Source organism: Pseudomonas bohemica (assembly GCF_002934685.1).
Taxonomy (GTDB): Bacteria; Pseudomonadota; Gammaproteobacteria; order Pseudomonadales; family Pseudomonadaceae; genus Aquipseudomonas; species Aquipseudomonas bohemica.
Genome location: NZ_NKHL01000089.1, coordinates 34070 through 48212, shown reverse-complemented (window position 1 = coordinate 48212; position 14143 = coordinate 34070). Strand labels below are relative to the sequence as shown.

Below are 14143 nucleotides of genomic sequence, written 5' to 3'. Positions count from 1 at the left end.
ATAAACATCAATTTCATACGCGCCTTGCCCTGAAGGAGCGCGCTTGCCCGTGAAGGCTTTATATCTGCCGAAAGAGTTTCGTCGGATGGACATCAGCATTCGCGGGCAAACGTGCTCCCACAGTTATCAGTCATGCGCCATCGTTATCCCCGGCGTCAGGCTCGCTGGCAATACCAGCGTCCCGCTCTCCAGCGACGCCACCGGATACGCGCAATAGTCCGCTGCATAATAGGCGCTCGCTCGATGATTACCCGACGCCCCGATTCCACCGAACGGCGCGGTACTGGCTGCCCCCGTCAATTGCTTGTTCCAGTTGACGATACCCGCGCGGCTTTGCAGCCAGAACTGCTGATAACGCTCTCGGGAATCGGACAGCAGGCCAGCAGCCAGCCCGTACTGCGTGGCATTGGCCTCCTGGATTGCGGCGTCGAAATCAACGTAGCGAATGACCTGCAGCAACGGGCCGAACAGTTCCTCATCCGGCCGATCATTCACATCGCTGACATCCAGGATCCCCGGCGTCAGCAGTGCCGACTGCGCATCTGGCTGAGTCATATCCAACAGCGACACAGCGCCGTTGGCCAGCAGGTGCTCCTGCGCATCGACCAGTGCCTGAGCGGCCTGCAGGGAAATCACCGAGCCCATGAAGGGCGCCGGCTGCTGATCGAATGCGCCTACCTGAATGGTCGCGGTCACCTCAACCAATCGCGCCATGAAGGCGTCACCCCACGCCCCTTGCGGCACCAGCAGACGACGCGCGCACGTGCAGCGCTGCCCTGCCGAAATGAAGGCCGACTGAATCACGGTGTACACCGCCGCATCGACATCGGCGACCCGATCGACCACCAGCGGGTTATTGCCGCCCATCTCCAGGGCTAGAATCTTGTCGGGGCGCCCAGCGAATTGCTGATGAAGCGAATTGCCCGTACGGCTGGAACCGGTGAAAAACAGACCGTCGATTCCGGCGTTGGCCGCCAGCGCGATACCGGTTTCCCGCGCGCCCTGCAGCAGATTCAGCACACCTGCGGGCAGACCTGCATCGATCCAGCACTGCACGGTCAGCTCGGCAACCTTCGGCGTCAGTTCGCTGGGCTTGAACACCACGGCGTTACCCGCCAGCAGCGCCGGAACGATGTGCCCATTAGGCAGATGCCCCGGAAAGTTGTAAGGGCCGAACACCGCCACCACGCCATGGGGCTTGTGTCGCAGCACGGCAGTGGCGTCGCCCAGCGGGCCGCTCTTCTCACCGGTGCGTTCGCGGTAGCTCTGGATCGAGATCGCCACCTTATTGACCATGCTGGTCACTTCTGTAGCCGATTCCCACAGCGGCTTGCCGGTTTCCTCACCGATGCAGCGGGAGATTTCATCGGCACGGCTTTTTAGCGTGGCCGCGAACGCTTCCAGAACAGCGATGCGCTCTTCCAGCGTACGAGTTGCCCAGGCCGGAAATGCCCGACGCGCGGCTGTGACAGCTGCATCGACCTGTTCGGTGGTAGCGCCCTGCCCTGTCCAGATCACCTGTTGCGAGACCGGGTTCAGCGATTGAAAGGCCTCGCCCTGCCCGGCTTGCCAGGCACCTGCGATATACAAGGTGTTCATCAAATGCCCTCCCGAGCTGGAGACAGAGGCACCGCGCGAACCTGATCGCCGGCATTCAGGCGCAAACGCTTGGCGGTTTTCGGGTCGACGACCAGCGTGCCCGCGGCGAAACGCGCAGGTGCGGCCGTCACCCGGCAGTCTTCGCGCTTGCGGTTGTGGATAAGGAATAACGTGGCATCATCGCCCGGCGTGCCAACCGCCAGCACCAACGCCTGACTGTCGCGCACGGCGCGGATCTTGGCGGTTTCGCACTCGATGGCCGGGCCGGCATCGAAGATATCGACGTAACCCTGATAGCTGAAGCCTTCAGCCTTTAGCATGGTCAGCGCAGGTTCGGTACTGGTGTGCACGCGCCCGATGACATTGCGCGCAGCCTCGGAAAGAAAGCAGCTATACAGCGGGAACTTCGGCATCAGTTCGGCGATGAACGCGCGATTGCCGACGCCGGTCAGGTAATCGGCCTGACTGAATTCCATCTTGAAGAAGTGTCGTCCCAGGCTTTCCCAGAACGGCGAATGGCCCTGCTCGTCGGAAATGCCGCGCATCTCGGCGATAACCTTGTTGCCGAACAGCTCGGGGAATTCCGCGATGAACAGCATCCGCGCCTTCGACAGCAGGCGACCGTTGAGACCATTGCGCAAATCGGCGTGCAGAAACAGCGAGCACAGTTCCGAATTGCCGGTCAGATCGTTGGCCAGGAACAGCGTCGGGATCTCACGATAGATCTTCAATTCCTGAGAGGCGCTGACCGTCAAACCCACCCGGTAGTTGTACCAGGGCTCACGCAGACCGACGGCGCCTGCAATGGCGGAAATACCGACCACCCGCCCTTCGTCGTCTTCGAGGACGAACAGATAATCGGCGTCACCCCGCTCGGCTTCGCCAGCGAAGGTTTTCTCGGCCCAACCGACCCGGTGCGCCAGACGCTCTTCGTTGGCCGGCAGTGTGGTCAGGCCTGCGCCTGTACTGCGCGCCAGGTCGATCAGCGCCGGTAGATCACTGCTGCGTACGGGACGAACGATCATGCTTTCTCCTCAAGCCGGTTTCCGTGAAAACCAGCGAACTCGCTAACCTGCGACACGGCGTCAGGCTTGATCAGCGCTGACCACCGATGACTCAACTATCAAACCGCGACGATGCGCACACTGGCGCCTTCACCCACACCCAGCGCCTCGGCTGCCGTCAGGCTCAGGGTTACCGGTTTGCCGGGCACCCAGTCCAGCTCCAGCATCACTGCGCGGTAGTCCTGCAACTGGCTGTTGGCAACCAGATAAGGACGCCCACCTTTAACGGCGTCGCCGCTGTTGACGGTGTCGACTTTCACTGGCACCACGCGGCTCTGGGCGATCGAGCGGATGCCGGAAACCCTGGCGTGCAGCGTTGGGCCGCCGTCGAAGATGTCGATGTAATGATCGGTTTCGAAGCCTTCGCGCATCAGGATGTCGAAAGTGATCTGAGCTCTCGGATGAACCTGGCCCATAGCCTCCTGAGCCTCGTCCGGCAGCAGCGGGACGTAGATCGGGTAATGCGGCATCAGCTCGGCGAGGAAGGTGCGGCTCTTCAGGCCGCAGATCCGCTCGGCCTCGGCGTAGTTGAGGTCGAAGAAGTTGCGGCCGATGGCGTCCCAGAACGGCGAATCACCGTTCTCGTCGCTGTAGCCGACGATCTCGGTTACCACCGAATCGGCGAAACGCTCAGGGTGCGCCGCGACGAACAGCAGCCGCGCCCGGGAGTTGAGTTCCGACCACAGTGTGCCGACCAGTTCGGGCAGCACATAGAAGCTGGTCAACAGGCTGTTGCCAGTCAAGTCGTGACACTGGGAAAGCACGTGAATCTTATTGTGAATCTTCAGTTCGCGGGAGGCATGCACGAAGGTCTCGTTGCGGAAGCTGTAGAACGGCTCGGAATACCCGGCCGAGGCGACGATTCCGGAACAGCCGACCAGACGACCGGAGTCGGTGTCCTCCAGCACGAAGAAATAGGTTTCCTCACCGTTGAAACTGACCTCCGCGGCGAACGACGCCTCAGAGGCGGCGATCTTGTCACCCAGACGTCCAGCGTCATCCGGCAGGGACGTGACACCAATCGGACTGTCCGCCGCGAGTCGTTGGACCTCGCTCAGATCAGCCATTTGCGCGGGGCGCATCACCAGCATGGTGTCACTCCTTGAGAAAAGAATCGGGCCGGTGGTCCGGCAAAAGAAAAGGCGGGTCACAACAGGAACCCTTGTAGGAGCGCTTACCCGCGATCAGCGTGTCAGTCGACACCTGCGCCGGGCATCCGCGCTCCTACAGGGTTGCGTCTGTCAGGCCTTGGTCAGCTTGGCAACCGCACGCTCGAAGCGGTCCAGGCCTTCGTTGATATCGGCATCCTCGATCACCAGACTCGGCGCAAAACGCACTACGTCAGGACCGGCTTGCAGGATCATCACGCCTTCATGCTCGGCGGCGTTGAAGAATTCCTTGGCCTTGCCCTTCCAGGCGTCGGTCAGCACACAGCCGATCAACAGCCCCATGCCACGCACTTCGCTGAACACGCCGTATTGCTGGCCGATCTTCTCCAGACGAGCCTTGAACAGTTCATGCTTGGCGTTGACGCCTGCGAGCACTTCGGGGGTATTAACCACATCGATGACCGCCTCGCCTACTGCGCAGGCCAGCGGGTTGCCGCCATAGGTGGTGCCGTGAACGCCAACGGACAGATGCTTGGCCAGTTTTTCGGTGGTCAGCATGGCCGCCATCGGGAAACCGCCGCCGATGCTCTTGGCGCTGGACAGAATGTCGGGGGTCACGCCGTAATGCATGTAAGCGAACAGATGACCGCTGCGGCCCATGCCGCTCTGCACTTCGTCGAAAACCAGTAGCGCGTTGTGCTCGTCACACAGCTTGCGCGCCCCTTGCAGGTATTCCAGTTCGGCTGGCAGCACGCCGCCCTCGCCCTGAATCGGCTCCAGAACCACTGCGCAGGTCTTGTCGCTCACGGCGGCTTTCAGCGCTTCGAGATCGTTGTACGGCACGTGTGTGATGCCAGTGATCTTCGGGCCAAAGCCGTCGGAATATTTCGGCTGGCCACCGACGCTCACGGTAAAGAGCGTGCGACCGTGGAAGCTGTTCAGCGCAGCGACAATTTCGTACTTCTCGGTGCCGTATAGATCGTGCGCCACGCGACGGGCCAGCTTGAAAGCTGCCTCGTTGGCTTCGGCGCCAGAGTTACAGAAGAACACGCGCTCGGCAAAGGTGGCGTCGACCAGCTTCCTGGCCAGACGCAGCGCTGGCTCGTTGGTGAACACGTTGGAGACATGCCACAGCCTGTTGGCTTGCTCGGTCAGTGCGCCGACCAGCGCCGGATGCGCATGGCCCAGCACGTTGACCGCGATGCCGCCGGAGAAATCGACCAGTTCACGACCCGACTGATCCCAGACGCGCGAACCCTGACCGCGTACGGGAATGAACGCTGCGGGGGCGTAGTTGGGGACCATCACCTGGTCAAAATCGGCACGTTGCACCGGAACTTGCTCAACGGACATCGGAGTCTCCTGAAGAGGAACGCCTGCCTGGGACTGGCGAGCGATGGAAGGATTGTAAGGACTGATTTCGGTCCGGCCTTGCCGCCAAGCGACAACTTCTTATAGCGCCAAACCGGCTTTTTCCGAGGTTTTCTGCAATGCGACAAATAGGGTCGGAAAGGCGCAGTTTAAACGTTGAAGAGGCGTTGTAGCAGCGTCCTGTCGATTTGAATGCCAATTGTCGATCTCGGAATCAATGTGGGAGCGAGCTTGCTCACGGAGGGCCGGTGCATCCGCCACCTCGGGGATGGATGAAATGCAGCCTTCGGGAGCAAGTTCATTCGCGAGAAAACGTGACAGACGCGTGTACCGCCACACCGATTTTTCGCGAATGAATTCGCTCAGGGGATTGGAAGCTATTCGAGATCTCGGTTACCCGCGCTCTGCAGGCACCGACGACAATTCGAACGGGCTGCTGCTGCGGCGCTGATTGCGGTCTTCGCGGGGGGTGGCACCGAAGAAGTTGCGATAGGCGCTGGAGAAGTGCGGGCCGGAGGAGAAGCCACAGGAAAGGCCGATCTGAATGATCGACTTGCTGGTCTGCATCAGCATCTGCCGGGCCTTGTTCAGGCGCAGTTCAAGGTAATACTGGCTTGGGACGCGATTGAGGTACTGCTTGAAGATCCGCTCCAGCTGTCGGCGCGACACGCACACATGCTGGGCGATCTCGTCGGTGGTCAGCGGCTCTTCGATGTTGGCCTCCATCAACAGGACGGCCTGAGTCAACTTCGGATGGCTGGAGCCCAGGCGGTTCTGCAACGGAATGCGCTGACGCTCGCCGCCTTCACGAATGCGCTCGACCACCAGCTCTTCCGACACTGCACCCGCAAGCTCCGCACCATGATCGCGGGCCAGGACTGCCAACAGCAGATCAAGCACCGACATGCCGCCACAGGCCGTCAAGCGATCGCGGTCCCAGTCGAACAGATGACTGGTGGCGATGACCTTGGGGAAGCGTTCGGCGAAATCATCCTGCCAGCGCCAGTGCACCGCGGCCCGATAGCCATCCAGCAAGCCCAGTTGGGCCAATGGATACACACCCGCTGACAGCCCGCCAATCACACAGCCTGCGCGCACCAGTTGCTTGAGTGCGCCAGCGAGCGCAGAAGCCATTGGCGCTGGCGGCTCGTCGGCCACCAGGAATACTTTCTGACACCCCTCGAGACGACCACCCCATGGCTCACCCGGCAATTGCCACGCGGCACCTTCAACCGAAGGTTCGGCCTGCATGAACGTCAGTTCGTACACCACGTCGGGATGAACGCGCTGAGCGACACGCAAGGCTTCCTCCGCCAGCGCCAGAGTCAAGGCTTTGGTGCTGGGCCAGATAAGAAATCCAATTCGATGGGCAGTCATGGCGTGCAATCCGAAACATGTCGCTGTTATGGGTCACACGCCCGGGCGTGCGAAATCTGTCGCGTTCAGTTCATGGCAGGTCAAGATGACGCGCAGCATGAACCGTTCTCACACAAAACGCACCGTTCAAGACGGCGCCAATCGTTACTTCAAACTGCCCGAAAGGAACTGCTGCAGACGCTCCGATTTCGGGTTGACCAGCACGTGGCGCGGATCGCCGCTCTCTTCGATCAACCCCTTGTGCAGAAAGATCAGCTGATTCGACACTTCGCGGGCAAAGCCCATTTCGTGCGTCACCACGACCATGGTGCGGCCTTCCTGGGCCAGCGCCTGCATGACCTTCAACACATCGCCGACCAGTTCGGGATCGAGCGCCGAGGTCGGTTCGTCGAACAGCATGACCTCCGGCTCCATCGCCAGCGCACGGGCAATCGCCACGCGCTGTTGTTCACCACCGGACATGTGCCCCGGAAAGGCGTCCTTGCGATGGGCTACGCCAACCTTGTTCAGGTAGTGCTCGGCCTTTTCCAGGGCTTGCTTCTTCGGCACGCCCAGTACGTGAACCGGCGCTTCGATAATGTTTTCCAGAGCGGTCATGTGTGACCACAGGTTGAAATGCTGGAACACCATCGACAGCCGCGAACGCATACGTTGCAACTGCTTGGGATCGGCAGCCTTCAGGCCGCCGTCCTTGTTGGCCACCAGTTTCAGCTCTTCGTTGTTGAGCAGAATGCGGCCGGATTTCGGCTGTTCCAGCAAGTTGATGCAGCGCAGGAAAGTACTTTTCCCCGAGCCGCTGGAGCCGATGATGCTGATCACATCGCCAGCCTTGGCGGTCAGCGAAACACCCTTGAGCACTTCGTGACTGCCATAGCACTTGTGCAGGTCCTGGACTTCCAGTTTGTTCATGATGTCGGTTCTCACAAGTAATCAGTCACTGAGCAGGCGGCCGCTGCGCAACGGGGTATGGCCCGCCACCTTGGCCATCCACAAACCCGGCTGGGCATAACGCAGTTTTTCGATGGCGAACAGCACGCCGGCCGTACCGGCGCAGACCGTGGTCGCCCGATCGGTCAACGGGTCGATGACCTCGAACAGGGGCTCGCCAGGCTCGACCCAGGCGCCCGCCGGACGCAGGAAAGTCAGCACGCCGGGATGCGGCGCGTAAATCATCTCGGTGCCTTCGAACGGCATGCCCTCGCACGCCCCGAAAGCTGGCTGCGGCCACTCGCCATTGATCAGGCCGTGCTCGGCGAGGAATGCGAGGATGCCCTCGGCATACGCTTGGGCCTCGGCTTTGCCGGTGTTGGACTGACCGCCCAACTCCAGCGTGGTCGACATGCAGGCCAGTGGAATCTGCGCTTCGGGAAACTGTTTTGCCAGTCGCAGCCAGGGCAACGAGCAGGCTTCATCGAATGAACTGCCGCCAGAGTCTTCTGCCAACAGAGCAACGCTGACACCCAGATAGGCCGACAGCGATCGCCATTGCGGCCAGTGCTGAGGCAAGGCGTACATGTGCAGCGAGGCATCGGTATCGCAATGCAGATCGAGGACGATGTCCGCGTTACAAGCGTGGCTCAACAGCACACGCTGCATGCCCGCCAGCTCGCTGCCAGCCGGCGGCAATTGTTCGAGCACATCGGCCATGGCCTGCCGGATCAGTCTGACGTTGGCGTGGGAGTCATCCCCGAGCTTGCCGGCGAGCATGTCTGCCACCGGCTCGCTGAGTTCAGTGAAATCGCGGTTGAAGTTCTTGCCGCTGCCGTACTCGAAACGCCCCTGATGATTGCCTTGCAGCAACTGGCCCAGGCCGATCGGGTTGGCCACGGGGACCAGTTCGACGACACCGTTGAGCAAGCCCTGCTGTTCCAGTTGCGTCAGGCGTTTTTTCAATTCCCAGGCGGTGCGCATGCCCGGCAGCTCGTCGGCATGCAGGCTGGCCTGAATATAGGCTTTGCGCTCACCCTGCCCGAAGCGGAACACGCTCAAAGTGCGCTGAGTGCCGAGGTTGCCCCACGGCAGATCGTGATCGATGCGTTGCATATCAGTGCTTCCTCGGTGCCAGGTAACTGAGCCAGCGGCGCTCGGCCAGCTTGAACAGCTTCACCAGAATGAAAGTCAGGCACAGGTAGAACACGCCAGCAGTGATGTACGCCTCGAACGGCAGGTAGAACTGCGCGTTGACGGTGCGCGCCGCGCCAGTGATGTCGATCAGCGTGACGATGGACGCCAGGCTGGTGGTCTGCAGCATCATGATCACTTCGTTGCTGTATTGCGGCAGCGCCCGGCGCAACGCCGATGGCAGCAGGATGCGGCGGTACATCTTGGCTTTGGACATGCCCATCGCACGGGCCGCTTCGATCTCACCGGGTGGCGTGGACTTCAGGCTGCCGGCAATGATTTCGGCGGTGTAGGCACTGGTGTTGACGGCAAAGGCCAGACAGGCACAGAACGTTGCACTGGACAGCCACGGCCAAAGGAAGCTTTCACGCACCGCCTCGAACTGCGCCAGGCCGTAGTAGATCAGGAACAACTGCACCAGCATCGGCGTGCCGCGGATCACGTAGGTGTAGCTCCAGGCCAGCAGATTGACCCAGGCGACTTTGGAGACGCGCATCAGCCCGAGAGGCAAGGCTGCGAGCAGACCAAAGAACAGCGACAGCGCGAGCAATTTGAGAGTGATCAACAGGCCGCCGAAGTACAGCGGCAGGTTTTCCCAGACGACGTTGTAATCGAAGATCATAGGTCTGCCACCCTTACGCCGGCCGAGTAGCGCTTCTCGATTTGGCGCAGTAGCAGCAGCGAGACACTGGTGATCACCAGGTACATGGTCGCGACTGCGAGGAAGAAAGTGAAGGGTTGGCGGGTGGCGTCAGCCGCCTGCTTGGCCTTGAACATCATGTCTTGCAGGCCGACCACCGAAATCAGCGCGGTGGCCTTGGTCAGTACCAGCCAGTTGTTGGTGAATCCGGGAATCGCCAGACGAATCATCTGCGGCACCAGGATGCGAAAGAATACGCGCGAACTGCTCATGCCGTAGGCCATGCCCGCCTCGGCCTGGCCTTTGGGAATGGCCATGAAGGCGCCGCGGAAGGTCTCGGACAGGTAGGCACCGAAGATGAAACCCAGCGTGCCGATACCGGCCATCAGCGGGTTCAGGTCGATGTAATCGTCATAACCGAGCAAGGGTGCGACGCGGTTGAGCAGGTCCTGACCGCCATAGAAAATCAGCAGGATCAGTACCAGGTCGGGAATACCGCGAATCACCGTGGAATACAGATCGCCCAGCCAGGCCAGCCAGCGCACCGGCGACAGGCGCAGCGACACGCCGATCAGACCGAGCACGATTGCCAGCGCCATGGAGCACAGGGCGAGCTGCAAGGTGAGCCATGCACCGTCGAGGATGACGGCTCCGTAGCCTTTCAACATGTTGTGTGGCCCTCGAGCGCGGGATAGAAAAATGGCGCAATCAGGAAGCTGAACTCCGCCGATTGCGCCATTGCTGCCGGCTTGTACTTATTCGCCGTAGATGTCGAAGTTGAAGTACTTGTCCTGGATCGCCTTGTATTTACCGTTCGCACGGATGGCAGCGATGGCGGCGTTGATTTTATCCAGATCGGCCTTGTCGCCTTTACGCACTGCGATGCCTACGCCGTCACCGAAGTAATTGACGTCGGTGAAGGCCGGGCCGACGAAAGCGTAGCCCTTGCCCGAATCGGTGTTGAGGAAGCCGTCCTGCAACAGGGTCGCGTCCGCTACGGTACCGTCAAGACGCCCGGCGCCGATGTCCAGGTAGATTTCGTTCTGCGAGCTGTATGGCTTGATTTCGGCACCCAGCGGAGCCAGGACTTCCTTGGCGAAACGCTCGTGGATCGAACCACGCTGCACGCCGATGTTCTTGCCTTTGAGTTCGGTCAGGCTGTCGCTGACGACGGTACCCTGCTTCATGACCAGGCGGGCCGGAGTGTTGTAGTACTTATTGGTGAAGTCGACGGATTTCTTCCGGTCTTCGGTGATGGACATCGAGGACAGGATCGCGTCGATCTTACGCACCTTGAGCGCTGGGATCAGGCCGTCGAATTCTTGCTCAACCCACACGCATTTGACCTTCATCTCTTCGCACAGGGCGTTGCCGATGTCGTAGTCGAAGCCGACGATGGTGCCATCTGGCGCTTTCGAGGCGAATGGAGGGTACGCCGCTTCGATGCCGATCTTCAGGGGCTTTTCATCGGCGAATACAGGCTGTGCCAATACGGACAGCGCCAGTGCGCCCAGCAGCATGAGCTTTTTCATTCTTGGAACTCCATCGGTATAACGCGACAAATGGCAGTGAGCGAAACGCTCAATGTGCAGAAGGAACATCTGAAATTGCGACGCGAGGTGCCGTCGGGTCTCAGCGCTCGACAGGCCTTCGGCGAGTGATCGGCATTTTAGCGGCAGGCTGGAAGTCGATATTTCTTCAATGCGACAACTAGTTACAGAAGCACCGAGAAAGCCGATCAGCCGGATTGACAGCCCAGAAAGTTTATGCCTGAGCCAGTAGCGGCAAACCTGTCAACGAAGCAAATAACGCGCCCATTATTGGCAAAGCCTTGTAATCCGGCAAGTCCAGCGTGTTAGGCAGTTGGTTTCTGGCGATGAACTACCACGAATTCGGGGCGAAATGCCTCATACGGGTGCGCTGGGTTACAGCGCGGGGTCCGATGGTAACAATCGATAAATATCCCGGATTGCCTGCCTATTACATCCTTATGGGCGTGAGCTTGCTCACGAACAAGCCTGTACATCCACCCCATTCCCAGCAGCTGGAGATCACCATTCGTGGGCAGCTCACTCCCAGGGATAGCGCTCATCTGAGAACAAAAACGCCCCGCGCGGCTTTCACCGGACGGGGCGCTTTTGACCAGACAGGGGTCAGGCGACGTTCATGGTCTTGTGGGTTTCAACCAGATGCGCGACGACCCCTGGATCGGCCAGGGTGGAGATGTCACCCAGCGCGTCGTACTCGCCGGTAGCGATCTTGCGCAGGATGCGGCGCATGATCTTGCCCGAGCGGGTTTTCGGCAGGCCCGGCGCCCACTGAATGACGTCAGGCGAGGCAATCGGGCCAATTTCCTTGCGCACCCAGTTACGCAGCTCGATGCGCAGCGCTTCGTCCGGCACTTCGCCGCCGTTCAGGGTGACGTAGACATAAATGCCTTGTCCTTTCAGATCGTGCGGCACACCGACCACCGCTGCCTCGGCGACTTTCGGGTGAGCGACCATTGCGCTTTCGATCTCGGCGGTCCCCATGCGGTGTCCGGAGACGTTGAGCACGTCGTCCACGCGGCCGGTGATCCAGTAATAGCCATCCTCGTCACGACGAGCGCCGTCACCGGTGAAGTACATGCCGCGGAAGGTCTTGAAATAGGTGTCGACGAAGCGGTCGTGGTCGCCGTACAGACTGCGCGACTGACCCGGCCACGAATCGAGAATCACCAGATTGCCCTCCGCCGCGCCTTCGATCAGGTTGCCGAGGTTGTCCACCAGCGCCGGAATCACGCCGAAGAACGGACGCGTCGCCGAACCCGGCTTGAGCGCGGTGGCACCCGGCAGCGGGCTGATCAGGATGCCGCCGGTTTCGGTCTGCCACCACGTATCGACGATCGGGCAGTTCTGCTTGCCGACGGTGTTGTAGTACCAGTTCCAGGCTTCCGGGTTGATCGGCTCGCCCACCGAACCCAAAAGACGCAGGCTTGAACCGTCCGCACCCTCCACGGCCCTGGTGCCTTCAGCCATCATGGCGCGGATCGCCGTCGGGGCGGTGTAGAGGATGTTGACCTTGTGCTTGTCGACGATTTTCGAGACGCGGGTGATGTCCGGGTAATTCGGCACACCTTCGAACAACAGCGTAGTCGCGCCATTGGCCAGCGGGCCGTAGACGATGTAACTGTGCCCAGTGACCCAGCCCACATCGGCGGTGCACCAATAGACTTCGCCCGGCTTGTAATCGAACACGCGTTCGTGGGTCAGCGCCGCGTACAGCAGATAGCCCGCCGTGGTGTGCAGTACACCCTTTGGCTTACCCGTGGAGCCCGAGGTGTAGAGGATGAACAGCGACTCTTCGGCGCCCATTTCCTTCGGTGCGCAGGTAGTCGATGCCACTTCCAGCAAGGCGTGATACCAGATGTCGCGATGGCGGTTCCACTCGATGTCGCCACCCGTGCGCTTGCAGACGATAACCTTCTGCACGCTGGCGGTCTCGGGGTTGGTCAATGCGCGGTCGACGTTGGCTTTCATGGCGGTTTTCTTGCCGCCGCGCAAGCCTTCGTCAGCAGTGATCACCACTTTGGATTTGCAGTCGATGATCCGGCCCGCCAAAGCTTCCGGCGAGAAGCCACCGAACACCACCGAGTGAATCGCACCGATGCGCGCGCAGGCCAGCATTGCGACCACGGCTTGCGGAATCATCGGCATATAGATAGTGACTACGTCACCGCGGTGCACGTCCTGACCGCGCAAGGCGTTGGCGAACTTGCAGACTTCTTCATGCAGTTCGCGGTAGGTGATGTTGCGGCTTTCGGAAGGGTCGTCGCCTTCCCAGATGATCGCGACCTGATCGCCACGTTCGGCCAGATGACGGTCAAGGCAGTTGTAGGAAACGTTCAAGGTGCCATCGGCGAACCACTTGATGTCGACGCGGTGATCGTCGAAGGAGGTCTGTTTGACGGTGGTGAAAGGCTTGATCCAATCCAGGCGCTTGGCCTGCTCACGCCAGAAGCCATCGGGGTTGACCACCGACTGCTGGTACATGGCCTTGTAGGTCGCTTCATCAGTGAGCGTGTTTGCTGCCACTTCAGGGCGGACGGGGTACAGGGAAGCCGCACTCATCTTTCTTACCTCGGTGGAAATGTTGTTGTTTTATGACCTGTTGTATCTGCCGATGGCCCCAAAAGCCATTCGACGATGGTCTTACCGGACCTCAGCATAACGCCGAAAAGCGCTGAAGTGCCCGGTTTGTGGCAAATCTTCATCTAAGCACTACGACCAAAGAACTAGATCAGGCAGGCGTTCACCGGCAGGTTTGGCGATTGTTACCGAATCGCTCAACAGTCTTTATCAAAATGGTTTCTATATAACTTCCAGGCAGGGGCATAGAATTAATCCCGCCAACACGGCAAATGATTGACAACTAACTGCCCCCCACACCGGCTTGTCGATCGAGCAACTTAACCAGGTACCAACTGCTTCACACAGAGCCCCACAAGGGTTTTGCGCACCCGGCCGAACGGAATTCCGTACGGCAGCGTTGACGAAGCGACTAAGAGGAAATTTGTAATGAAAGCTGCACTGGTTGTAATGGCTCTTTGTGGTTTCAGCGCCATGGCAATGGCAGAAGAATCGGGCGCTAAAGTGGCGGCGCAGCAACAACGCATCGAGCACTACTCCTACTCGACCAAGCTGGACATCGCCAAGGTCATCTCGGTAGACGAAACACCGAACGTCTGCCGCGTCGTGCCACAGCACATGACCTACGAAGACTCCAAGGGCCAGCGTCATGTCATGGAATACCTGGTCATGGGCAACGGATGCAGCAATGGTTAAGACAGCACTGTCCCTCGATTAACTAACGACGCGAATTAT

12 protein-coding genes are annotated in these 14143 nt (G+C 60.0%); 1 reads left to right on the top strand and 11 read right to left on the bottom strand.

Annotation, left to right across the window (positions count from 1 at the left end):
* Positions 1-126: 126 nt before the first annotated feature.
* The 11 genes from astD to acs form a co-directional block, all read right to left on the bottom strand.
* On the bottom strand, positions 127-1602 hold the full coding sequence (gene astD, locus CE491_RS06195) for a succinylglutamate-semialdehyde dehydrogenase (protein ID WP_199885011.1): 1476 nt from the start codon (positions 1600-1602) through the stop codon (positions 127-129).
* Positions 1599-2624 carry an arginine N-succinyltransferase gene (astA, locus tag CE491_RS06190; RefSeq protein ID WP_110947478.1) on the bottom strand — a complete coding sequence of 342 codons (1026 nt, stop codon included), beginning with the start codon at positions 2622-2624 and terminating at the stop codon, positions 1599-1601. The genes astD and astA overlap by 4 nt, the downstream gene beginning before the upstream one ends.
* Positions 2625-2722: 98 nt before the next feature.
* Positions 2723-3754 (bottom strand): arginine/ornithine succinyltransferase subunit alpha, encoded by a 1032-nt coding sequence (gene aruF / locus CE491_RS06185; RefSeq protein ID WP_110947477.1) that lies wholly within the window; start codon positions 3752-3754, stop codon positions 2723-2725.
* Between the two features lie 150 nt (positions 3755-3904).
* The gene (locus tag CE491_RS06180; RefSeq protein ID WP_110947476.1) at positions 3905-5125 is read right to left on the bottom strand and encodes an aspartate aminotransferase family protein; all 1221 of its coding nucleotides are present in this window, start codon (positions 5123-5125) and stop codon (positions 3905-3907) included.
* 411 nt (positions 5126-5536) lie between these two features.
* Complete coding sequence (gene argR / locus CE491_RS06175) at positions 5537-6520, bottom strand: transcriptional regulator ArgR (RefSeq protein WP_110947475.1); 984 nt, start codon at positions 6518-6520, stop codon at positions 5537-5539.
* 144 nt (positions 6521-6664) lie between these two features.
* Positions 6665-7429, bottom strand: coding sequence for an ABC transporter ATP-binding protein (locus tag CE491_RS06170; protein ID WP_110947474.1), 765 nt, complete (start codon positions 7427-7429; stop codon positions 6665-6667).
* 21 nt (positions 7430-7450) lie between these two features.
* Positions 7451-8563, bottom strand: coding sequence for a succinylglutamate desuccinylase/aspartoacylase family protein (locus tag CE491_RS06165; RefSeq protein WP_110947473.1), 1113 nt, complete (start codon positions 8561-8563; stop codon positions 7451-7453).
* A 1-nt stretch (position 8564) separates the two neighbouring features.
* Positions 8565-9263, bottom strand: a complete 699-nt coding sequence (locus CE491_RS06160; RefSeq protein WP_110947472.1) for an ABC transporter permease — start codon at positions 9261-9263, stop codon at positions 8565-8567.
* On the bottom strand, positions 9260-9949 hold the full coding sequence (locus CE491_RS06155; protein ID WP_110947471.1) for an ABC transporter permease: 690 nt from the start codon (positions 9947-9949) through the stop codon (positions 9260-9262). Before CE491_RS06155 ends, CE491_RS06160 begins: the two co-directional genes overlap by 4 nt.
* Positions 9950-10036: 87 nt before the next feature.
* Complete coding sequence (locus CE491_RS06150) at positions 10037-10813, bottom strand: ABC transporter substrate-binding protein (RefSeq protein ID WP_110947470.1); 777 nt, start codon at positions 10811-10813, stop codon at positions 10037-10039.
* A gap of 621 nt (positions 10814-11434) precedes the next feature.
* Positions 11435-13390: an acetate--CoA ligase gene (gene acs / locus CE491_RS06145; protein WP_110947469.1), complete on the bottom strand. Its 1956-nt coding sequence runs from the start codon at positions 13388-13390 to the stop codon at positions 11435-11437.
* Between the two features lie 447 nt (positions 13391-13837).
* On the opposite strand from acs, the gene CE491_RS06140 reads away from it, so the two are divergent.
* Positions 13838-14104, top strand: coding sequence for a DUF2790 domain-containing protein (locus tag CE491_RS06140; RefSeq protein WP_110947468.1), 267 nt, complete (start codon positions 13838-13840; stop codon positions 14102-14104).
* Positions 14105-14143: the final 39 nt, after the last annotated feature.

What these genes read in the sequence shown, in the direction of transcription:
- astA (WP_110947478.1), bottom strand. Translation starts at nt 2,624, where the DNA reads ATGATCGTTCGTCCCGTACGCAGCAGTGATCTACCGGCGCTGATCGAC.
- aruF (WP_110947477.1), bottom strand. Translation starts at nt 3,754, where the DNA reads ATGCTGGTGATGCGCCCCGCGCAAATGGCTGATCTGAGCGAGGTCCAA.
- CE491_RS06180 (WP_110947476.1), bottom strand. Translation starts at nt 5,125, where the DNA reads ATGTCCGTTGAGCAAGTTCCGGTGCAACGTGCCGATTTTGACCAGGTG.
- argR (WP_110947475.1), bottom strand. Translation starts at nt 6,520, where the DNA reads ATGACTGCCCATCGAATTGGATTTCTTATCTGGCCCAGCACCAAAGCC.
- CE491_RS06170 (WP_110947474.1), bottom strand. Translation starts at nt 7,429, where the DNA reads ATGAACAAACTGGAAGTCCAGGACCTGCACAAGTGCTATGGCAGTCAC.
- CE491_RS06165 (WP_110947473.1), bottom strand. Translation starts at nt 8,563, where the DNA reads ATGCAACGCATCGATCACGATCTGCCGTGGGGCAACCTCGGCACTCAG.
- CE491_RS06160 (WP_110947472.1), bottom strand. Translation starts at nt 9,263, where the DNA reads ATGATCTTCGATTACAACGTCGTCTGGGAAAACCTGCCGCTGTACTTC.
- CE491_RS06155 (WP_110947471.1), bottom strand. Translation starts at nt 9,949, where the DNA reads ATGTTGAAAGGCTACGGAGCCGTCATCCTCGACGGTGCATGGCTCACC.
- CE491_RS06150 (WP_110947470.1), bottom strand. Translation starts at nt 10,813, where the DNA reads ATGAAAAAGCTCATGCTGCTGGGCGCACTGGCGCTGTCCGTATTGGCA.
- acs (WP_110947469.1), bottom strand. Translation starts at nt 13,390, where the DNA reads ATGAGTGCGGCTTCCCTGTACCCCGTCCGCCCTGAAGTGGCAGCAAAC.
- CE491_RS06140 (WP_110947468.1), top strand. Translation starts at nt 13,838, where the DNA reads ATGAAAGCTGCACTGGTTGTAATGGCTCTTTGTGGTTTCAGCGCCATG.